The sequence below is a fragment of the Sporomusa sp. KB1 genome (assembly GCF_007830295.1).
In the GTDB taxonomy this organism is placed as follows: domain Bacteria; phylum Bacillota; class Negativicutes; order Sporomusales; family Sporomusaceae; genus Sporomusa.
The window spans coordinates 4,491,537-4,513,165 of record NZ_VLKC01000002.1; the positions used below are offsets into that span (position 1 = coordinate 4,491,537).

Consider the following 21,629-nt stretch of genomic DNA (forward strand, 5'->3'; position numbering starts at 1 on the left):
AGGGAAGATTATGAGTAAAATCATTCAAATACCAAAAACCGGTGGCTTAACAGGAGCAATCACGATTCCCGGAGACAAGTCAATATCGCATCGAAGTATCATGCTGTCTGGGCTTGCTGATACACCTGTGACAATAACAAATTTTTTGCATGCGGCTGACTGTTGGTCAACAATTAATTGTATGCGGTCCCTAGGGGTAATCGTTGAGGAAGATACGGGCGGTGTACTTACGGTCAAAGGCAAGGGGGTCTATGGACTGAGCGAGCCTGGCGATGTACTTGACGCTGGTAATTCTGGAACCACCATCAGGCTGTTAACAGGCTTACTGGGTGCTCAGCCGTTTTTTAGCGTTCTGACAGGCGATGCTTCCATTAGAAAACGTCCGATGGCGCGAGTAATCACACCACTAGCTAAAATGGGCTTACAAATAGCAGGACGCGGTCAATCACGCTATGCGCCGCTGGCCATCAGTGCACCTGAGCAAGTCTGCGGTATTGAATATGATATGCCTGTTGCCAGCGCCCAGGTAAAGTCGGCGATATTGCTGGCAGCACTTTATGCCAATACGCCGACCACCATTACAGAACCCATACCCTCACGCGATCATACAGAACGCATGTTTGAAACATTTGGGATACCTGTGAAACGGGAAGGCCGGGCTATTATCCTTGAACCAATACAAAAAATTGTTGCGCCCAAGCGCCTTGATGTACCTGGCGATATTAGTTCAGCTGCCTTTTGGCTGGTAGCGGCATCCATAATTCCTAATAGTGAATTAGCCTTAATTAATGTTGGTATTAACTCGACGCGTACAGGTATTCTTGATGTCTTAACACAAATGGGGGCAGATATAACCATTACCAATAATCGCTGGAGCGGACGGGAACCGGTTGCTGATATTATTGTCCGTTCGGCTAATCTAAAAGGCGTGACGATTGATGCTGAGATTATCCCGCGTCTTATTGACGAAATTCCCATACTTGCCGTAGCTGCTTTATTTGCAGAGGGACAAACTGTTGTCAAAGGTGCAGAAGAGCTCCGGGTAAAAGAAACCGATCGTTTAAAGGCCGTTGCACTCGAACTGGGAAAAATGGGGGCTACAATTATTGAAAATCCGGATGGCCTTGTTATCGACGGACCACAAAGTATAAACTCCGCTAGCTGCGATTCCCACCATGACCATCGTATGGCCATGTCGCTGGCGGTTGCTGGCTTGGCTGCTCAGGGTGTTACAATTAACGAACCGGACTGTGTAAAAATTTCTTATCCTGACTTTTTTGACGTTTTATCTAAGTTTAGGCAGGATTAACAAGGAGACAACTTATGAAGCGATTAATTATTGCCATTGATGGGCCGGCAGGTGCAGGAAAAAGTACTGTGGCTAAGCTTACTGCCCAAAAATTAAATTATAACTATATCGATACCGGGGCTATGTACCGGGCAGCAGCCTGGCAGGCGCTCCAACAAAACGTTGAACCAACTAATCAAACAATTGCTGAATTAGCCCATAACCTTGACTTAAAGCTGGATTATAAAAATGGCAAAACCAATATAACTGTAGCCGGTCAGGATATTACCGAGGCTATTCGCACTCCGGAAATCAGCCGTCTTGTACCCAAGATAGCCCAAGTAGCCGAAGTTAGAGAGGTTATGTTAAAATTACAGCAAGATATGGCCAAACTGGGTGGGGTTGTTATGGATGGCCGTGATATTGGTACCCATGTCTTACCGCATGCCGATATAAAAATTTTTTTGACTGCCTCAATTGCTGAACGGGCTAAACGCCGCTGGCAGGAGTTACTATCTAAAGGGTATACAATACAATTGAGTGAACTGGAAGCGGAAATTGCTTACCGCGATAAGGAAGACTGTGAACGTGAACTTGCCCCTTTACTAGTCGCACCTGATGCTATTACCATTGATACTACCGACCTTTCTATTGAAGCTGCGGTGACAAAAATAATAGACTTGTGTAGGGAGAAACTGACAGGTGTATGAATTATTGCGTATGTTCTTTACCATTCTTTTTTCAATCGTATTTCGCTGGAGAATTTCCGGAGTTGAGAATATTCCTGCCGGCGGCGCTATCATTGCAGCAAATCATATAAGTCTTTGGGATCCACCGGTAGTCGGTACTGCCATACCACGCAGAGCGCACTTTATGGCTAAGGAAGAGTTATTTGCCAATCCTGTGTTTGGCTGGCTGATTAGCAAATTAGGGGCTTTTCCCGTAAGACGCGGCGCAGCCGACAGAACAGCAATTAAAACCGCATTAACGCTCCTTAAAAATGGTTCTATTCTGGTGATATTTCCCGAAGGAACCCGTAGTAAAGATGGAAAACTAGGGGCTCCGGAAGCAGGACTGGCTCTGCTGGCGCTCAAGGCTGGTGTTCCAGTTATCCCGGCTGCTGTTATTGGCACAAATAAGATATTTCGTGATGGTCATGTGCTGCCGAAGTTTTGCATACGGTTTGGTAAACCGATCCTGTTTGGCTGCGACACTGCCGGTAAAGAAAGTATGGGAAAAATGAGTGCCCAGGTTATGACTGAAATTAGTCACCTCCTGGAAGAAGCAGATACTTCAATAACTAAGCAGGTATAAGCATGGAAAACACGACAATTGAAGTGTTAGACACAAACTTATCCATAATCTTAGTGCAGCGGATTGCCATAATTGCTGTTTTCGCCTATGTATTATCTCATACACAAGCATTTAGACTAATTTTCAAAAAAAATACCACTTCCCGTGAGAAACTCATATTGGTCTTTATCTTTTCAATGATCTCTATTGCCGGCACATATTTTGGTATCCCAATTGAAGGCGCACTTGCGAATGTCCGGGATACGGGAACCATTGTCGCCGGCCTCCTGGCCGGCCCGGTAGTTGGAACCGCAGTTGGCCTGATTAGCGGTATCCATCGCATTTGTCTGGGAGGCTATACGGCTCTGCAATGCGGCATTGCTACTTTGCTTGGCGGTATCCTTGCAGGTTACATCCACAAACGAACAAAGCCCAAAGTTCCCGAATGGATTACTGGTACAATTACTGGCATTGGCGTTATTTTACTTAGCATGGGGTTAATTATAGTATTTGCTAAACCTTATGAAACAGCCTTATCACTTGTTAAACAAATTACCATTCCCATGTCAATGGCCAATTCTCTGGGAATAGCTATCTTTATGATTATTATTCATAATGCCCGGGAACATCAGACTAAAATTGCTGCTCTGCAAACACACAGAGCGCTCAGAATAGCCAATGTAACTTTGCCTCACTTTCGGCAGGGACTTAATTCGATGTCGGCTGAAAAGGTGGCAGTCAACATATTAAGCATGACTTCCGCCGCGGCAGTAGCGATTACTGATTTGGAGCGGGTTTTAACCCATATTGGATTAGGAAACGATCACCATATCAAGGGGTTGCCGATATTTACGAAATTAACTAAATCCTGCCTGGCTCAGGGACAGATTACTGTAGCACAGAGCCAAAAGGAAATTGGCTGCACGGCAGCGTCTTGTCCCTTAAAGTCAGCCATAGTAGTACCGCTTTACTGCCGGGATGAGCTTGTCGGTACTCTGAAAATGTATTATGCCCACGAAGAAGCACTTACAGCACTTGATATTGAATTTGCTCAAGGACTTGGACAGGTATTTGGTACCCAGCTTGAATTATCAGCCCTTCAGCATAAGGCAGAATTGGCCGCAAAAGCCGAGCTCAAAGCTCTCAGAGCCCAAATTAATCCGCATTTTCTGTTTAATTCTTTAAACACGATTGTTTCTTTCTGTCGTACCAATCCAGATAAAGCACGCAAGCTCCTAATCGAATTGAGTGAATTCTTTCGCCGCAGTCTGAAAACGGCCCGTGATTTTGTAACTCTCCAAGAAGAATTGGAGCATGTAGACTCTTATCTAACCTTGGAACAAGCCCGGTTTGGCGACAGACTAATTATTGAACAAGATATTGCCCCAGATACTCTTGCGATATTAATTCCTACCTTCACGCTTCAGCCCTTAGTGGAAAATGCGGTAAAGCATGGTCTCTTAGCTAAAGCAGATGGAGGTACCATTCAGCTTGTTGCTAAAACAATCGGGAGGTGTGTCGAAATTGCCATAACCGACAATGGTCAAGGCATTCCCCCCGCGATCCAGGAGCAAGTGTTGGAACCGGGGTTTGGCAAAGGTGCTGGTGTGGGACTAACCAATGTCAATGAACGGCTTAAAGCTATATATGGAATCAAATATGCTCTCGCCATTCACAGTGTAGAAGGGGAGGGGACAACAGTATTGCTTCATATTCCTATTGATGCAGAGGTGGTTGTTAATGGCTGAACAATACCTTACGATTAGGGTTATGATTATTGATGACGAGGCGCCAGCACGCAGTGAGTTAAAATATCTATTAGAGCAATTTCCCGAAGTTACTATTGTTGGGGAATTTTCAAGCGGTGAAGCAGCTCTTGCTGCTATACCGGCACTTAATCCCCATTTAGCTTTCATGGATATTGCAATGGCAGGTTTAAATGGATTACAAACCGCCGAAAAAATGAATTTAGCTAATGTCATACCGCTGGTTGTTTTTGCTACTGCTCATGAAGAATTTGCTGTAAAAGCGTTTGAACTTAACGCCGTCGATTATCTACTAAAGCCCTTCTCTGGAAAACGGGTCGCAAAATGTATTGAAAAAGTTCGCACGCTACTCTCTGAATCGATGCCGGTAAATGCCAATAAGCGAAATGACGACTTGCCTGCGCTCTATAGCTTACAGAAACTAGCAATAGAGCATAATGGTAAAGCCTTTGTAATTGATACTAAAGACATTATTGCTGCGTATTGTACAGAAGGACAATTATCCATACGGACGGTTAACAAATGCTACTACTCCAATATGCCTCTCCAGGATCTGCAGTCTCGCCTCGATGAACGTTTGTTTTTTCGTACACATCGTGCCTATCTTGTTAATATTGAAAAGATCCGCGAGATAATCCCATGGTTTAACGGTACTTATAATCTAATAGTAGAGGGATTAGCCGAAGAAATCCCCGTAAGTCGCCAGCAAGTCTCAAAGCTGAAAAAAATGTTTGGTTTATGAAAAGGCATGTAACTATGTAAATAAATTCTGCCATTGACCGGGATGATAATGTATTTCATCCTGTTTTTTTGTCATTTCACCGCATACATATTGTTAGCTGACACAATATACTGTATTATTTGAAATAGGATGAAGAAAATTCCAGTGAAAGGAGGCGGGTAGTTACTACGGAGGCGCTTGTTTATGTTCTACTTCTTATTTTGAAAGGAGGACTTATTTAATGAATTCAGTGAATCTTTTGGTAATTGCTGTTTGTGTTTATGTTCTGGCATATCGGTATTATTCCGCCTTTATTTCGGCAAAAGTACTGGCATTAAATGATGCCAACATAACTCCTGCCTATCGTTGCAATGATGGCCGTGAGTTTGTTCCTACCAACAAATGGGTATTATTTGGTCATCACTTTGCTGCCATCGCTGGTGCGGGTCCGCTTGTTGGTCCGGTACTTGCTGCCCAGTATGGCTGGGGTCCTGGTTTTATGTGGATTTTGCTAGGTTCCGTATTTGCAGGCGCAGTTCACGATTTTATCGTCTTGTTTGCCGCAATGCGCCACAATGGTCAATCACTGGCCGTTATTGCCCGGCGTGAGGTTAGCCCGTTGAGCGGGATAACAACCTCACTTGCCACTTTCTTTATTATTATCGTTGCTCTTGCCGGCTTGGCTATCGTTGTTGTAAATGCTCTATTTAAAAATCCTTGGGGCTTATACACATTAGCGATGACCATCCCGATTGCTATTTTTGTTGGTCTTTATATGTTTAAAATTCGCCCAGGCGCCATTCGTTCTGGTTCAATTATCGGTTTCCTCTTAGTACTGGGTGCAGTATTCACCGGTCACTGGCTGAGCCCTGGTCAGCCGTGGGCTGGTATAGCCAGTATCTTTGACCTTACCAAACCACAGTTATCAGTCGCACTGCCACTTTATGGCTTCTTTGCGGCTGTTCTGCCAGTATGGCTCTTGTTGGCTCCGCGTGATTACTTAAGCACGTACATGAAAATTGGTACCATTTTTGCGTTGGCCTTTGGTATTCTCATTGTCCAGCCTACGATTAATATGCCTATTACTACTAGATTTATGGATGGCGGCGGACCTATCATTCCCGGGCCCTGGTGGCCATATCTGTTTATCACCATTGCCTGTGGAGCCATTTCCGGTTTCCATGCGCTAATTAGTGCAGGTACTACCTGTAAGATGATTGAACAAGAATCTCAGGCCCGCATGATTGCTTATGGCGGTATGATTACAGAAGGCTTTGTTGCTGTAATGGCTATTATTTCGGCAGTTGTACTTATGCCTGGCGACTATTTTGCAATCAACAGCCCCGCGGCAGTATTTGCTAAACTGGGAATTCCCCCTGTTGAGCTCAAAGAATTGTCCCGACTAGTAGAAATGGATGTTGCCCATCGTCCTGGCGGCGCAGTATCGCTGGCCGTTGGTATGGCCCATATCTTCTCCAATATCGGCGGTATGAAGCACCTTATGAGCTACTGGTATCAATTTGCTATTATGTTTGAGGCGCTCTTCATTCTGACCACAATCGATGCCGGTACCCGTGTAGCCCGTTATATTCTCCAAGATATGCTTGGCACTTATTTGTATGCTCCACTTAAACAAGCTAATTGGTGGCCTGGCATTCTCTTTACCAGTGCTCTCGTATCCTACTTCTGGGGTTATTTGCTCTATAGTGGAGATGTTGCCTCCATCTGGCCGCTCTTCGGTGTCGCCAACCAGCTTTTGGCCGTAATTGCCCTATCTATTGGCACAACCATTATCTTAAAAATTGCTCCGAAAAAATCATATGCCTTGATAACATTTGCGCCACTTGTTTTCCTGGCAGTAACTGTTCTTGCCGCTGGTGTAATGAACATAGAAATGTTCTTCAAACGTGGTGATGCACTTGGTACTACCAACGGCTCGATAAGTATTGCCCTCATTATTCTAGTAATTGTTACTTTGGCTGACTCGATTAGAGTGTGGCTCAAACTCTTAAAAACTGATAAGCCTGTCGGTATGAATACCGAGATTTCATTTCAGTCTTGCCCAGTTAATTCCAATCCTCCGCCCAACATTCCCAGCTAATAATTAGATTAGGGAAACAAAACCGCCACTATGTTAGCTTTGGCTGAATAGTGGCGGTTTTTATTTGAAACATAGGGATAAAGGGGTTATAATAAGGTGATTAAACCAAAGACTACCATGCAGGAGGCTAATGTGAAAATTTTCCTGGCCGAACACCGAGGTTTTTGTTATGGCGTCAAACGAGCTGTCGATATGGCTATCAGCTCACTTGATGTAAACTGTCCGGTACATACTTTAGGTCCGATTATCCATAATCCGCAGATGATAAGCCACCTTAACGAATTAGGTATTAGTACGGTTGACAAACTGGAAGAAATAGCAGCAGGCAAAGTCATTATCCGGTCACACGGCGTTGGCCCCGACATATACGACCAGGCCGAAAGCAAGCAATTGCAGGTGGTAGATGCCACCTGTCCACATGTAAAGAAGGCTCAACAAGCAGCCCATGAGCTCTTACAAGCAGGCTACAAGGTAGTTATTGTTGGCGAACCTCACCATCCTGAAGTGCAAAGTATTCTTGCCTGGACAAACCAAGCAGCCTCAGTAGTAGAAACACCTGCTGAGGCCGAAGCGCTGCCACATTGTTCCAGGCTGGGGGTAGTAGCTCAAACTACATTTGCCGCTGAGAGATTTCAAGCTATTGTCACAATTTTACAAGCCAAATGCCAGGAACTCAAAATTGAACGCACCATTTGTACGGCAACTGATCTAAGGCAGCAAGCAGCCATCAATTTGGCCCAAAAAGTAGACCTTATGATTGTTGTAGGCGGCAAAAATAGTGCCAATACAGCTCGCTTGGCCAGCGTCTGCCAGGAAACCGGCAAGGCTGCTTATCACATCGAATCAGCTGATGAACTACAGCCTGAGTGGTTTACAGGTGTACAAACTGCCGGGATTACAGCTGGAGCATCAACACCTGATTGGGTAATTAAGGAGGTATATGAAAAAATGGAAGCACTAACTATGACTGATATTAGTAAAGTAGAGAATGGCAGTATTATAAAAGGGACTGTGGTTGGTGTCCGGCATGATGAGGTATTTGTTGACATTGGTTATAAGGCCGAAGGAGTAATTCCGTTATCAGAACTGGCCTACCCGGCACCGCAAACGGCGATTGAAATTGTTGGCGTAGGACAGGTCATTGAGGTGTTGGTGCTTGACGCCGACAGTGCTGATGGTCAGGTCAAGCTGTCCAAGATACAAGCAGATAGAATTACTGCCTGGGATAAATTAGAGCAAGCACTTACTGACAAACTGCCGCTGGAAACTACAATTACCGAAGTTGTTAAAGGGGGGCTGGTTTCCAGCGTTTTCGGCATACGCGGCTTTATTCCGGCTTCGCAGGTTGACCTTAGATTTGTCGAAGATTTGCAGCCGTTTGTCGGTCAGACTGTTCAGGCAATCCCGATTGAAATTGATAGAGAAAAACAAAAAGCCGTCTTATCGCGTAAGCAGCTTTTAGCGCAAGAAAGAGCAGTAAAAGAAAAAGAACTGTTTGCCACACTGGCAGTAGGACAAAACATTACCGGCAGAGTAAGCCGCCTGACTAACTTTGGCGCGTTTGTCGATGTGGGTGGTATTGATGGGCTTATCCATATCTCCGACTTGTCGTGGCAGCGGGTAAAAAACCCCCAAGAAGTTGTCAATGTTGGCGATGAGGTAACTGTGGTTGTCCTCAAAGTCGACCCGGAAGCAAAAAAACTTGCCCTCAGCTTAAAAGATTTAGAACGTGATCCCTGGTACGCCACAGTGGAAACTTTGGCAGTGGGAACCGTCCTGACTGGCAAAGTTAGCAAGCTTGCCAAATTTGGCGCGTTTGTTGAACTTAAAAAAGGGGTTGAAGGACTGGTACATATCTCCGAAATGGCCGAGCGCCGAGTAGCTAGTCCTGAGGAAGTGGTCAGCGTCGGTCAACAAGTTGCTGTTAAGATTCTTGCTATTGACAAAGAAAACAAGCGGATTGCGCTTAGTATCGCCCAAGCCGAACAAGATAAAGAGCGAGCCGAATTCAGCGATTATCTCCTAGCCCAAGCTCCTTCATCAGGAGTTACACTTGGCGATAAGTTTGGTCATTTATTCAAGCGGGAGGACTAAAAAAACACATGATACGGCAGTCACGCAAATTGGAACACTTGAAGTATTCTCTGCTCTTGGATGATGGCCCGGCGGCTGCCGGATTTACTGATTTTCATTTGGTGCATAACTGCCTTCCTGATTTGGCGTGGCAGGATATTACTATCAATACAGCTATCGCTGACATCCCCTTGTCACAACCCATTATTATTAATGCAATTACCGGCGGCGCAGCCGATGTCATGCCTATTAACTGTGAGTTAGCAGAATTTGCCCGGTTGACAGGAGCGGCGATAGCGGTAGGATCACAATATTCCGCTATTGAAGACCCGGCGGCGGCTGAGTCCTATAAAGTGGTAAGAAAGCGTAATCCAAATGGCGTAATATTTGCCAATCTGGGCGCCCATGCTTCCCCGGAGGCTGCTCTTTGTGCTGTTGAAATGATTGGCGCACAGGCTATCCAGATTCATCTTAATGCCGGCCAGGAAATCATTATGAGTGAAGGCGACCGCAATTTTAGCGGCTATCTATCTCATATTGAAGCTATTGTCAAAAAAGTTAACGTGCCTGTCATTGTTAAAGAAGTGGGCTGCGGTATTGCCCGTGAACAAGCGCAAGCACTTACCGGTATTGGCGTTAAAGTCATAGATGTAGGCGGCAGCGGCGGCACCAACTTTCTAGCCATTGAAGCTGCCCGCGGGCAGCTAACCCTAGATGCTGAGATGATGTCCTGGGGGATTCCTACAGCTATTGCAGCCGTCGAAGTAATGTCGGCAGTCACACCAGACGTGAATGTGGTTGTATCAGGCGGCGTGCGGACACCACTTGACGCCGTAAAAGCTCTTGCTCTTGGCGGTATGGCAGTAGGCATTGCCGGTCCTGTATTAAAAGTAATTACTTGCCAGGGACTAGAAGAGGCTATCCGCTGGTATGAAAATTTCATTATTGATATAAAACGCTTCATGCTCTTGATCGGTGCCCATACTATCACTGATCTACGATCAGTCCCGATGGTAATTACCGGTTTCAGTCAAGAATGGCTATCAGCCCGGGGAATTACTACAGCGCAATTTGCTGAGCGAAAAAAATATGCAAAAAGCATGGCTTAAAGCCATGCTTTTTGCATTAATTAAGCGGTAACAGCACAAACTAGCCTTGATAAATCAACATTACAGGGCTATGAGGTGAGATAACATGATGAATATGCCGCTTGGGATGATTTTACTGTTAGTTGTCAGTGTGCTGGTTTACTTTGGATTAGCTCAACGAATCTTAGATCGCATGCGCATGACGGATAAACAAGCATTACTATTTATTGCCGGTATTGTTGTCGGCAGTTTCATTGACATTCCCATTATGCGTTCTCCGATGGAGATTACTATCAATGTCGGCGGGGCGGTGCTACCCGTTATACTGAGCATCTACTTAATTACCAAAGCAGATGAAACAGCCGAAAGAGTACGGGCAATTGTAGCCGCAGTGCTTGTTGCCGCGACTATATCATTAGGCTCTCGCTACCTGCCATATGAGCCAGAGAACATGTTTCTTGATCCCAAACTAATCTATGGATTAGCAGCTGGCCTTATCGCCTATATAGCTGGTCGTTCTCGCCGCAGCGCTTTTGTCGGCGGTGTTCTAGGCGTCGTGCTCAGTGATATTGTCCACATTATTACGCTTTCAGGTTTGGGCATTCCTGGCACTACTTCACTTGGCGGGGCCGGAGCATTTGATGTTACCATTATCGCTGGTATTGTCGCTGTAATGATTGCCGAACTCGTGGGCGAAACGAGGGAGAAGCTTCAAGGCGGTCCAGTACTCGGCCCCAACCGGCCTGAAGGTTTATATGAATTTAGTAAAGAACTACATCCTGAAGAAAAAGCAATAGCGGATCACAAAGTGGCTAAGAAGCTGGAAGATAGCGATACCTCTGACAAGGAGGAAAGCAACAATGGTAAATAAGCTTCTTACTACATTACTGGCTCTGCTATTTATTACAGCAAATGCTTTATGCTACGCTACTGAAAGCAGCAATGGAAATTATTCGACAGTTGTTGATGAAGCCGGTAATTCGGTGTATATGACCGGTTGGAAAATGCGAGCCGGCGATCAGGTACTTACTGAAAATAACCGGCGCTATGAAGTTTTTCGTGTTGAGGGAAACGTTGCCTATGCTAAATTTCTCGGTGATGTTAACTTATCTGCCTATTATTATGAGGATACAAGTATACTTGGTCACTTAAAAGCCTATCTTAAACCAGCCATTGCCGAAGCAGAAGGTAACGGTAAAGTTGCTATTTACCATACCCACTCCGATGAATCCTATGTGCCTACAGATGGTGAAGAAAGCATCTTGGGAGCTGGCGGCATTTACAAAGTTGGCGATGCCTTTACTGCGTCATTAGAGAAAAAGGGAGTTACCGTCATCCACTCGCAAGCAAAGCATGATCCACATGACGATATGGCTTACGAGCGTTCTCGGCGGACGGTACTGGATTTGATAAAAAAAGAACAGCCTGATGCTATTTTTGATGTTCATCGTGATGCAGTACCACCACAGGTATATAAAACCACCATTGATGGGCAAGATGTGAGTAAAGTTCAGCTTGTTGTCGGTAAATACGGACCAACAGGTAAACAAATTGAAGACTATGCACTCCAGATAAAGGCAGCGTCTGACAAACAGCATCCCGGATTGGTAAAAGGAATATTTTTCGCCAAAGGCGGTGATTACAATCAGGATCTGCACCCGCGTTCTATGCTGCTGGAAGTAGGTGCTCAAACCAATGATCGTGAATCAGCCGAAAAGGGGATTGCTTTGTTTTCTGATATTGTGCCCACTGTGCTGGGAAAATCCAGCACTCCCACAGGACCCAATGCTGCCGGGGCGACTGGTGCAGCTGGTAATACCGGTTTAGGTTCGGCAGCTGGTGGCGCGTCAGGTGCGACTAAATCAATGGGATGGATTTTAGGACTCTTACTTGTCGGCGGCGCAGCCTTTTTGCTGCTAAGCACAGGGAGTTTAAAAGAAGCTGGCGCCAAACTTAAAAATTTTACTTCCACTGAGTTTACTAACTTCCTGGGAACCAAAAAAAGCAAGCAGCGTAATACCCCAGCAAAGTCAGAGGACACAGATCAGCAGGACGATAAAAAGTAGCTCTTACCAGGCAGGCTTAGGTCCTGCCTTTTTCTTATTTACCTTATGCCTTACAGTTTGCTGAAGCTAATTCTCACTTTATTTTGTTGTTTAATAAACAATTTGCAGGAAATTATAGCTACTAACGGAATAGTAAAGAAAGGGGGGAATACTTTGACATATAAAGGCATTATATCTACTGTTATACCAGATAGTATCGGCGCTGAAATCGGCCTTGTGCCTGGAGATCGTTTACTTGAGGTCAATGGAGAGGCTGTTCAGGATATTATTGATCTCAGTTTTGCACTAGCAGAGGAAGAAATTGAACTCCTAATTGAACATGCTTCAGGCAATCAGGAACTAATTGCCTTTGAAAAAGAGTACGACGAGGATTTAGGGCTGGAATTTGAAAGTGCAGTATTCGACAACGTACGGCACTGTGCCAACAATTGCATCTTTTGTTTTGTTGACCAAATGCCTAGCGGTATGCGTGATAGTCTCTACATCAAAGATGATGATTACCGACTGTCCTTTTTGTATGGGAATTTTGTTACCTTGACGAACTTAAGTTCACGCGACCTGAATCGAATCGCCAGACTTCACTTATCACCACTCTATGTTTCAGTACATACGACAAATGGTGAGCTTAGACAGCAAATGCTGGGCAGTAAGCATGCTGGGAAAATTATGGAACAGCTAAATGAACTAGTAGCGAAAGATATTGAGCTCCACACTCAGGTTGTTTTATGCCCCGGATTTAATGACGGCATAGAATTAGAGAAAACTATCCGTGATTTATATGCTATGCACCCTGCGGTTTTATCACTGGCCATTGTACCTGTCGGTCTTACCTGTTATCGTGATAACTGTCACCCCTTGACCGGATTTTCATCTTCAGCTGCTGGAGAGATAATTAAGCTGGTACACCACTGGCAAAAAAAATGTCGTGAAGAAAGCCACTCATCCTTTGTATACCTGGCTGATGAATTTTATCTGGCTGCCGGTAAAGAAATTCCTGATTATGAATCGTATGATGGCTTTCCGCAGCTTGAAAATGGTATCGGCCTTGTTCGCAGCTTTTTGGCTGATTGGGAGCAGGAACAGGTAGCAATGGAAGGATATAGTGAACCTCACTATATTGATGTTGTGTGTGGTATTTCAGCAGCGAAAATTCTCTCGCCCCTTATAGCTGAATTTCGGATTTCCAACCTGACAGTCCGAATAATTGCTGTAGATAATAAGTTTTTTGGCAGTAGCATAACTGTCACCGGACTCTTGACAGGCGGCGATATAATAGCAGCTTTACAAGAAATACCAGGTTCCCGTACCGGGGTTATTATTCCAGGGGTGGCACTCCGAAAAGGCGAACATGTTTTTCTCGATAATCTGACACCTGATACAATTGCCGCCAAACTAGATGTTCCTGTGCGCACGGCCTACTTTGCTCAGGATTTAAAACAGCTGCTCGCCGCCTGGCGGTAGTGAACTTGTTTCGGCATAGCTGAAACATCGGCGGGTTCAGGTGGGGAGTCTACTTCGCCTGAACAAACGCCGCCTGCAGAGGCGGGAGTCTTAATTCGCCGCCAAAGATAAGAGTATAGCGTGGCAGGGACAGGCAAAACTATTGCTAACCGGTAACTTGTCTGTGCACAGCAATCGTTGATTATTAGAAAGATACAAGGTGATATTTGATGAGTAAACCAATTGTTGCAATCGTTGGCCGGCCCAATGTCGGCAAATCAACCATATTTAATTATATCGGAAAAAATCGGTTATCTATTGTAGAAGATATACCTGGTGTTACCCGTGATCGCATCTACATGGATTCCGAGTGGCTGGGCCGTAATTTTACCATGATTGATACTGGTGGTATCGAATTTGAAACTACTGACAAAATGCTTACAGCAATTCGCAATCAGGCTAAGCTGGCCATCGACGAGGCTGATGTCATCATGTTTGTTGTTGACGGCAAGGTAGGTATGACGACCGCCGACAACGAAGTAGCCGTGATTCTGCGCAATACCAAAAAACCAGTTTTATTAGTAGTAAACAAAGTTGACAACATGAAGAATGAGGCTGACATTTATGAGTTCTACAACCTGGGACTAGGCGATCCAATTGCTCTTTCGGCCACCAATGCACTTAATTTTGGCGACATGCTGGACAGGCTGATTGAGAACTTGCCTGAAGAACATATTGAACCTGAAGAAAATGATCAGATTAAAGTTGCCGTAATCGGCCGTCCCAATGTTGGCAAATCTTCACTGGTTAATGCTATCATTGGTGAAGATAGAGTCATAGTCAGCGATATTCCCGGAACTACCAGAGATGCTATTGACACTCACTTCACTAAAGAGGGACAGTCCTATGTAATGATTGATACTGCCGGGATGCGCCGTAAGGCTAAGGTTGACATGCCTGTTGAGCGATATAGTGTTATTCGTTCACTGCGGGCAGTTGACCGCTGTGACGTAGTACTCATGGTTATTAACGCCGAAGAGGGAGTAACCGAGCAAGATAAAAAAATCGCCGGCTATGCCCACGAGGCAGGGAAAGCCAGTATTATTGTTGTCAATAAATGGGATCTCGTTGAAAAAGACAGTAAGACTTCCCTTAAATTTACCGAAACCATCCGTGAAGAACTGGGCTTTATACAATATTCTCCGGTTTTATTTACTTCAGCCCTTACCAAACAACGGGTGCAGCGGGTAACCGAGCTTGTTAAATATGTAGCTGATCAACATGCAATGCGGGTGACAACAAGTGTACTTAACCAAGTTATTGAAGATGCAACAGCCATCAATCCACCGCCTTCTGAGCGGGGACGACGGCTCAAAATTTACTTTACTACCCAGCCTGCTGTTAAACCACCTACGTTTATTTTCTTTGTCAATGACCCTGAGATCATGCATTTTTCCTATTTGCGTTTTTTAGAAAATAAATTAAGAGAAGCATTTGGTTTTGAAGGAACCCCACTCAAACTGATTGTTCGCGGACGCAAAGAGAAAGATGAGTAAACAAATTGAGGGAGTGGGAGAATGGAATATTTGCTGGTTATTGTCGCCAGCTATTTGCTTGGTTCAATCCCTAATGGGTTGATTATTGGTCAAAAATTCTATAAAGTTGATTTAAGGCAGTTTGGCAGTAAAAATATTGGCGCAACAAACGCCTATCGAATACTGGGTCCCTGGCCAGCCTCCTGGGTATTTCTTACAGATGCCTGCAAGGGAATCGCCGGGGTTCTTCTCGGTCAGTATATCGGCCAAACGGCGATAGCTGAACTGTTTGGCGGAATGGGGGCCATTGCCGGCCATAACTGGTCAATATTCCTGGGATTTAAAGGTGGACGCGGTGTGGCTACCGGGGTGGGCGTAATTGCAATGCTCGCACCAAAGGTTACAATAATTGTCGTTGTTATCTGGGTAATTATTGTCTATTTTACCCGTTATGTTTCACTAGCATCGATTATCGCCGCCGCCTTAGTTCCAGTTTCAATGTGGCTACTGAACGCCAGGCAGGAATTCTTTTATTTTGGCGTACTAGCTGCACTGTTTGTCATTATCAGACATCGGCCAAACATTGAACGATTACTAACCGGGACAGAGTCGAAAATTAAAGCCGGCAGTAAAACTGAACCAGGCTCCGCGAAAGAGAAGTGATAATTACTAACATGCATATAGCCGTCATTGGTGCAGGCAGCTGGGGTACAGCTTTGGCCACCGTATTAGGCCAAAAACACACAGCTGTTAAACTATGGGTCCGCTCACCTGAGCTATCTGAGCAGATCCAGCTAACCCGAGAAAACGCAACCTACTTGCCGGGTTGCAACCTACCTTATTCGGTTACTGTTACCCATAACCTGGAAGAGGTCGCCGCAGAGGCTTCGCTCATTGTGCTGGTAACCCCATCACATGCTATCAGGCAAACAGCGGCAAAGCTAGCTCCCTATATCAAATCCGGGACTATTCTTGCTACTGCAGCTAAAGGTCTGGAGTTAAGCAGTGTCAAGCGGCTATCGGAGATTATTGCTGAAGAATTACCGGCAATTGCCGGCCAAATAGCGGTATTATCCGGCCCTAATCATGCGGAAGAGGTGGCCCTGCGCTATCCAACAGCCACTGTCGTAGCAGCTAAGTCCCGCAACGTTGCTGAGTATATCCAAGATACTTTTATGCTCCCTTATTTTCGTGTGTATACCAATCCTGATATGGTTGGCGTCGAATTAGCTGGAGCATTAAAAAATGTTATAGCGCTAGGGGCTGGTATCTCTGATGGATTAGGCTTTGGCGACAACGCTAAATCTGCGCTTATGACGCGCGGACTGGCTGAAATTGCCCGTCTGGGTATGGCCATGGGGGCCAATCCCCTGACCTTTGCCGGACTCGCAGGTATTGGCGATTTAATTGCTACCTGCACCAGCATCCACAGTCGTAACCGGCGAGCCGGACTTATGTTGGCAGAAGGTAAGACGGTAGATGAAATCCAGGCTGAAACATCAATGGTGGTAGAAGGCATCAGGGCCACCAAAGCTGCCTATCAGCTAGCAACCAGGTATGAAGTTACTATGCCGATAACAGATCAAATCTATCAAGTACTATATCAAAATAAGTCTCCCAAAGACGCTGTCCTGGAGTTAATGACCCGCAGTCGCACCCACGAGGTCGAGGAAGTTGCTCTTACTAATTTAAACTGGAATTAAATAAACTTGGCATAAAAAAGTATGGTAACTAATAAAGTATGGTAAGTTACTTTTTAGTTACCATACTTTTTTTATTTTGTAATATTTGGAGTGGCCTGTCATATATTTATAATGACAACTACCGTAATCAGGGAGGGATACGCCAGATGGAAAAATTCGACCTGTTTAGAGATATCGCCGAACGCACTGGTGGAGATATTTATATTGGTGTAGTCGGCCCGGTCCGCACGGGTAAATCAACCTTTATCAAGCGTTTTATGGAGACTATGGTACTGCCTAATATCACTAATCCCTATGACAAAGAACGTGCCAAAGATGAATTACCGCAAAGTGCCGGCGGTAAAACCATAATGACGACTGAACCCAAATTTATTCCTAATGAGGCAGTAGAAATTAATGTAAAAGACAACGTGAATGTTAGAGTGCGGGTGGTCGATTGTGTTGGCTACACAGTAGATGGTGCGTTAGGTTATGAAGAAGATGAGGGACCTCGCATGGTGCTCACACCCTGGTTCGAGAACGAAATTCCCTTCCAGGAAGCGGCTGAGGTAGGCACTCGCAAGGTAATTACTGAACACTCAACAATTGGTTTAGTTGTTACTACTGATGGTACTGTTACCGAGCTGTCGCGAGATAAATATCTAGCAGCTGAAGAGCGGGTCATTACCGAACTCAAAGAACTACAAAAACCATTCTTAGTAATTCTAAATACTAGCAAACCCAATGCAAAAGAAACACGGGAGCTGGTAGCAAAATTAGAAGGTACTTATGATGTACCGGTAATTCCGGTAGACTGTGCCCAATTATCCCATGATGATATATATGGCATTTTGCAAGAGGTACTCTACGAGTTTCCTGTTAGAGAAGTCAATATTACCCTGCCTAAGTGGGTTGAGGAACTTGATAAAGACCACTGGTTACGTCAGAAATTCGAAGGCGCTGTCAACAATGTAGTGCAATATATTCGACGCCTGCGCGATATTGACCGGGCAATTGACGATTTATCAGGCTATGATTTTGTCGCCGATGTAATTCTTCATGATATGGATCTTGGCAACGGTATTGCCGTTATTGAAATGACCGCTCGCACAGACCTATTCTACGGTGTTCTTGAAGAGCTCACAGGCTTTACCATCACGGGAGAACATCACCTGCTCAGGCTTATGAAGGACCTTTCAGTGGCCAAACGGCAGTATGACAAAATATCGGCTGCGCTGGAAGAGGTTGAACAAACAGGTTATGGTATTGTGCCGCCGCAGCTTGATGAAATGGTTCTGGAAGAACCAGAGATTATTCGTACCGGCAATCGCTTTGGCGTAAAACTCAAAGCTTCAGCACCTTCTTTACATATCATCCGCACTGATGTGCAAGCTGAAATCTCGCCTATTATTGGCACTGAAAAACAAAGCGAAGAACTGATTCAATATCTAATGCGCGAATTTGAAGGCGAGCCGGAAAAAATCTGGCGCACTAACCTATTTGGTAAATCGTTAAATGAGCTTGTTCGTGAAGGTATTCAAAATAAACTAACAAGTATGCCGGAAAACGCACAAATGAAACTAAAAGATACACTTCAGAAGATCGTTAATGATGGTAGTGGCGGATTAATATGTATCATTTTTTAAATAATCCAGTACTTTATCCAAGGTTAGCAGTCAGTTCTGTAAAGGACTGACTAATTTTTTTGTATTTTTGCTTGTAAAAGCCGCTATTTTGATGATATAATGTCTACCATATAAAGATATCCATCCGCAACAGCAGTACCAAGGAGGGCAAAATGGTTACAGGACAAAAAGCTATTTTTTATCTAGTTCGGGAAGAGATTTTACCCGAAGCCATAAAAAAAACAATTAAAGTAAAAGAATTATTAAAGCGTGGTGAAGCGCGAACAATCAACGAAGCAGTTGAAAAAATGGAATTGAGCCGTAGTGCTTACTACAAATATAAGGACTATGTATTTCCGTTTTACGAAGCAAGTAAAGAAAAAATTGTAACAATCGCTTTACTGCTAGAACACAAATCAGGTGTATTGTCACGGGTTTTGAACACCGTAGCCAACGAACATGGCAGTGTACTAACAATAAATCAAGGTATTCCACTTCAAGGAGTGGCAAACGCGACAATATCTATTGAAACTGCCGAGTTAGTTATCGACTTGGAGGCACTGCTTGACAAGTTGAGAATGGTAGATGGAGTAAAAAGACTGGAAGTTTTAGGCCAGGCTTAGGAGGCTAACTATGAGTGCAATTAATATTGCTTTGTTGGGAATGGGTACTGTCGGTACCGGCGTTGTGAAAATTTTAACTAACAACGCCCGTAATATTTCCCAAAAGGTAGGTATACCAGTTGTAATTAAGAAAATATTGGTGAGAAATCTTACCAAAGCTAGAAATGTAGCAACAGAGGCTGAACTAGTGACAGATATGGAAGAAATCCTAAATGATCCTGACATTTCAATTGTCGTCGAAATCATGGGTGGAGAAATTCCTTCTAAGGATTATATGCTGGCTGCACTTAAAGCCGGTAAACATGTTGTCACTGCCAACAAAGATGTTGTATCCAAATATGGGCGTGAACTCTTTGAGGCGGCTGAAGCCAGCCAGGTTGATTTTCTCTTTGAGGCCAGCGTGGGCGGTGGCATTCCCATTATCCGTCCTCTTAAGCAGTGCTTAGCTGCCAATAAGATTACCGAAATTATGGGCATAGTTAATGGGACCACTAACTATATGCTTACCAAAATGTCAAATGAGAAACTGGACTATGCTGACGTACTAGCCGAAGCACAGGCCAAAGGCTATGCCGAATCTGATCCAACAGCCGATGTCGGTGGCTTCGATGCTGCCCGCAAGATTGCCATTTTGGCATCCATTGCCTTTGGTGTCCGAATTACACTGGATGATGTCTCCATCGAAGGTATAACCAACATCTCTATTCAAGATATTGAATATGCTAAAGAACTTGGTTTTATCATCAAACTACTGGCCATTGCCAAGCAAAATGAGCAGGGGATTAATGTCCGGGTTCATCCGGCATTCCTGCCGTCCAGCCACCCTTTAGCCTCAGTTAATGACGTGTATAATGCAATATTCGTCAAAGGAGATGCCGTAGGTGAAACTATGTTTTATGGCCGTGGTGCAGGGGAATTGCCGACAGCCAGTGCAGTTGTTGCTGATATAATTGATGTCGCACGTGATATTCGCCATAATGTCAGTAGCCGTATTTTATGTACTTGTTTTGATCAAAAGCCTATTTATCCGGTCAATAAAATAGAATCCCCCTATTACATTAGACTACTTGTTGAAGATAAACCTGGCGTATTAGCAGCCATTGCCGGCGCATTTGGCGCTCAGCAAGTCAGCTTACATTCTGTTATTCAAAAGCGAAAAGTCGAAGGTTCTACTGAACTTGTCCTTATTACCTACCGGGTATCTGATGAAAATATTCGTTTGGCCATGAGCACCTTGCTGGGTATGTCAGTAGTAAGTAAATTAGGTAGTGTTATTCGAGTAGAAGCAGAACAAATTTCATAAGTTCAAAGGGTGGCGATACTATGGCAAACACCGTAAAAATTCGCGTGCCGGGAACAACCGCCAATTGTGGCCCTGGGTTTGATGCGGTCGGCATTGCATGTACATTATACAACGATCTTGAGCTTACCTTGAGTGACGAGGACGGTATATCGCTGGCGATAACGGGAGAAGGGGCTGAGTTCATTCCCGCTGACGATTCTAACGTTGTAATTAAGGCGATAAAAATGATTCTAAACAAAACCGGCCATACAGCCAAAGGCATAAAACTCACGATGATTAATAAAATCCCCCTTGCCCGGGGTCTTGGCAGCAGTGCAGCAGCTATTGTTGGTGGACTGGTCGGTGCCAATGAGCTTACTGGTCGCCACTTTACCAAAGAAGATATCTTGGCTATGGCAACAACCATCGAGGGTCACCCTGATAATGTTGCTCCCGCCATCTTTGGTGGGATTACTGTAAGCATTATGGATAGTGGCATCGCTAACTATCTGCGTTTTTTACCACCTACAAATTTTTCGATGGTGGTTGTAATTCCCGAATTTAATCTATCTACTAAAGCCGCCCGCAAGGTACTGCCGGAAACCGTACCTTTTGCTGATGCTGTATTCAATGTCAGCCGGGCAGCACTCTTAATTGGTGCATTATGTACTGGCGAATTGAAGTTATTATCACATGCACTGCAAGATAGACTACACCAGCCTTACCGGGAAAAACTTATTCCCGGAATGGCTCAAGTCCTGTCAGCTGCTCGCCAGGCAGGAGCACTGGGGGCAGTTCTAAGCGGTGCTGGTCCCTGCCTGTTAGCCTTTACTGATGGAGACTCTGATAAGATCGGAAGGGCTATGGTTAAAGCCTTTCGTATTCACAAAGTAAAAGCAAGCTATCAGCTTTTGCAAATTGATCAGCAAGGTGCTGTCATTATATAGTTGTCCGGTTGGATTACAAGTAAAAAAGGAACCCCTGTTCATCATTAATACGAACAGGGGTTCCTTTGATACTAAGCCAATGAAGATTAAAGGAATTAC

Annotated in this window: 18 protein-coding genes; all 18 read left to right on the top strand. The window is 44.6% G+C overall.

All coding sequences use genetic code 11. The features are described from left to right. Positions 1 to 10: 10 nt before the first annotated feature. The 18 genes from aroA (at position 11) to thrB (ending at position 21,530) form a co-directional block, all read left to right on the top strand. Positions 11 to 1,309, top strand: a complete 1,299-nt coding sequence (aroA, locus tag SALPA_RS24830; RefSeq protein WP_145100385.1) for a 3-phosphoshikimate 1-carboxyvinyltransferase — start codon at positions 11 to 13, stop codon at positions 1,307 to 1,309. Positions 1,310 to 1,323: 14 nt separating this feature from the next. Further along, on the top strand, positions 1,324 to 1,998 hold the full coding sequence (gene cmk, locus SALPA_RS24835) for a (d)CMP kinase (protein WP_145100388.1): 675 nt from the start codon (positions 1,324 to 1,326) through the stop codon (positions 1,996 to 1,998). Continuing rightward, entirely contained in the window at positions 1,991 to 2,602 is a 612-nt protein-coding gene (locus SALPA_RS24840) for a 1-acyl-sn-glycerol-3-phosphate acyltransferase (protein WP_145100391.1), read from the top strand. Before cmk ends, SALPA_RS24840 begins: the two co-directional genes overlap by 8 nt. A gap of 2 nt (positions 2,603 to 2,604) precedes the next feature. Continuing rightward, positions 2,605 to 4,329, top strand: a complete 1,725-nt coding sequence (locus tag SALPA_RS24845) for a sensor histidine kinase (RefSeq protein WP_145100394.1) — start codon at positions 2,605 to 2,607, stop codon at positions 4,327 to 4,329. Continuing rightward, positions 4,322 to 5,089, top strand: coding sequence for a LytTR family DNA-binding domain-containing protein (locus SALPA_RS24850; RefSeq protein WP_186451222.1), 768 nt, complete (start codon positions 4,322 to 4,324; stop codon positions 5,087 to 5,089). The genes SALPA_RS24845 and SALPA_RS24850 overlap by 8 nt, the downstream gene beginning before the upstream one ends. 220 nt (positions 5,090 to 5,309) lie before the next feature. Beyond that, a complete protein-coding gene (locus SALPA_RS24855; protein ID WP_145100400.1) occupies positions 5,310 to 7,169 on the top strand; it encodes a carbon starvation protein A in 1,860 nt (619 codons plus the stop codon). A 96-nt stretch (positions 7,170 to 7,265) separates the two neighbouring features. Beyond that, positions 7,266 to 9,263, top strand: a complete 1,998-nt coding sequence (locus tag SALPA_RS24860; RefSeq protein ID WP_255451342.1) for a bifunctional 4-hydroxy-3-methylbut-2-enyl diphosphate reductase/30S ribosomal protein S1 — start codon at positions 7,266 to 7,268, stop codon at positions 9,261 to 9,263. An 8-nt stretch (positions 9,264 to 9,271) separates the two neighbouring features. Beyond that, entirely contained in the window at positions 9,272 to 10,351 is a 1,080-nt protein-coding gene (gene fni, locus SALPA_RS24865) for a type 2 isopentenyl-diphosphate Delta-isomerase (protein WP_255451343.1), read from the top strand. A gap of 85 nt (positions 10,352 to 10,436) precedes the next feature. Further along, entirely contained in the window at positions 10,437 to 11,201 is a 765-nt protein-coding gene (locus SALPA_RS24870) for a DUF1614 domain-containing protein (protein WP_255451344.1), read from the top strand. Beyond that, a complete protein-coding gene (gene spoIIP, locus SALPA_RS24875; protein ID WP_145100403.1) occupies positions 11,191 to 12,396 on the top strand; it encodes a stage II sporulation protein P in 1,206 nt (401 codons plus the stop codon). The genes SALPA_RS24870 and spoIIP overlap by 11 nt, the downstream gene beginning before the upstream one ends. Before the next feature lie 153 nt (positions 12,397 to 12,549). Continuing rightward, positions 12,550 to 13,857, top strand: a complete 1,308-nt coding sequence (locus SALPA_RS24880; protein WP_145100406.1) for a DUF512 domain-containing protein — start codon at positions 12,550 to 12,552, stop codon at positions 13,855 to 13,857. 209 nt (positions 13,858 to 14,066) lie between these two features. Next, positions 14,067 to 15,392: a ribosome biogenesis GTPase Der gene (gene der / locus SALPA_RS24885; RefSeq protein WP_021170347.1), complete on the top strand. Its 1,326-nt coding sequence runs from the start codon at positions 14,067 to 14,069 to the stop codon at positions 15,390 to 15,392. A gap of 21 nt (positions 15,393 to 15,413) precedes the next feature. Further along, positions 15,414 to 16,034, top strand: a complete 621-nt coding sequence (gene plsY / locus SALPA_RS24890) for a glycerol-3-phosphate 1-O-acyltransferase PlsY (RefSeq protein ID WP_145100409.1) — start codon at positions 15,414 to 15,416, stop codon at positions 16,032 to 16,034. Beyond that, positions 16,031 to 17,074: an NAD(P)H-dependent glycerol-3-phosphate dehydrogenase gene (locus SALPA_RS24895; protein WP_304624553.1), complete on the top strand. Its 1,044-nt coding sequence runs from the start codon at positions 16,031 to 16,033 to the stop codon at positions 17,072 to 17,074. Before plsY ends, SALPA_RS24895 begins: the two co-directional genes overlap by 4 nt. A gap of 146 nt (positions 17,075 to 17,220) precedes the next feature. After that, positions 17,221 to 18,699, top strand: a complete 1,479-nt coding sequence (gene spoIVA, locus SALPA_RS24900) for a stage IV sporulation protein A (RefSeq protein WP_145100411.1) — start codon at positions 17,221 to 17,223, stop codon at positions 18,697 to 18,699. Between the two features lie 152 nt (positions 18,700 to 18,851). Beyond that, positions 18,852 to 19,301 carry an ACT domain-containing protein gene (locus SALPA_RS24905; protein ID WP_021170351.1) on the top strand — a complete coding sequence of 150 codons (450 nt, stop codon included), beginning with the start codon at positions 18,852 to 18,854 and terminating at the stop codon, positions 19,299 to 19,301. Between the two features lie 10 nt (positions 19,302 to 19,311). Beyond that, entirely contained in the window at positions 19,312 to 20,604 is a 1,293-nt protein-coding gene (locus SALPA_RS24910) for a homoserine dehydrogenase (protein WP_145100414.1), read from the top strand. Between the two features lie 20 nt (positions 20,605 to 20,624). Beyond that, positions 20,625 to 21,530 carry a homoserine kinase gene (gene thrB, locus SALPA_RS24915; RefSeq protein WP_145100417.1) on the top strand — a complete coding sequence of 302 codons (906 nt, stop codon included), beginning with the start codon at positions 20,625 to 20,627 and terminating at the stop codon, positions 21,528 to 21,530. Positions 21,531 to 21,629: the final 99 nt, after the last annotated feature.

What these genes read in the sequence shown, in the direction of transcription:
- SALPA_RS24845 (WP_145100394.1), top strand. Translation starts at nt 2,605, where the DNA reads ATGGAAAACACGACAATTGAAGTGTTAGACACAAACTTATCCATAATC.
- SALPA_RS24910 (WP_145100414.1), top strand. Translation starts at nt 19,312, where the DNA reads ATGAGTGCAATTAATATTGCTTTGTTGGGAATGGGTACTGTCGGTACC.
- SALPA_RS24850 (WP_186451222.1), top strand. Translation starts at nt 4,322, where the DNA reads ATGGCTGAACAATACCTTACGATTAGGGTTATGATTATTGATGACGAG.
- SALPA_RS24905 (WP_021170351.1), top strand. Translation starts at nt 18,852, where the DNA reads ATGGTTACAGGACAAAAAGCTATTTTTTATCTAGTTCGGGAAGAGATT.
- spoIIP (WP_145100403.1), top strand. Translation starts at nt 11,191, where the DNA reads ATGGTAAATAAGCTTCTTACTACATTACTGGCTCTGCTATTTATTACA.
- plsY (WP_145100409.1), top strand. Translation starts at nt 15,414, where the DNA reads ATGGAATATTTGCTGGTTATTGTCGCCAGCTATTTGCTTGGTTCAATC.
- spoIVA (WP_145100411.1), top strand. Translation starts at nt 17,221, where the DNA reads ATGGAAAAATTCGACCTGTTTAGAGATATCGCCGAACGCACTGGTGGA.
- SALPA_RS24855 (WP_145100400.1), top strand. Translation starts at nt 5,310, where the DNA reads ATGAATTCAGTGAATCTTTTGGTAATTGCTGTTTGTGTTTATGTTCTG.
- der (WP_021170347.1), top strand. Translation starts at nt 14,067, where the DNA reads ATGAGTAAACCAATTGTTGCAATCGTTGGCCGGCCCAATGTCGGCAAA.
- cmk (WP_145100388.1), top strand. Translation starts at nt 1,324, where the DNA reads ATGAAGCGATTAATTATTGCCATTGATGGGCCGGCAGGTGCAGGAAAA.
- SALPA_RS24870 (WP_255451344.1), top strand. Translation starts at nt 10,437, where the DNA reads ATGATGAATATGCCGCTTGGGATGATTTTACTGTTAGTTGTCAGTGTG.
- fni (WP_255451343.1), top strand. Translation starts at nt 9,272, where the DNA reads ATGATACGGCAGTCACGCAAATTGGAACACTTGAAGTATTCTCTGCTC.
- aroA (WP_145100385.1), top strand. Translation starts at nt 11, where the DNA reads ATGAGTAAAATCATTCAAATACCAAAAACCGGTGGCTTAACAGGAGCA.
- thrB (WP_145100417.1), top strand. Translation starts at nt 20,625, where the DNA reads ATGGCAAACACCGTAAAAATTCGCGTGCCGGGAACAACCGCCAATTGT.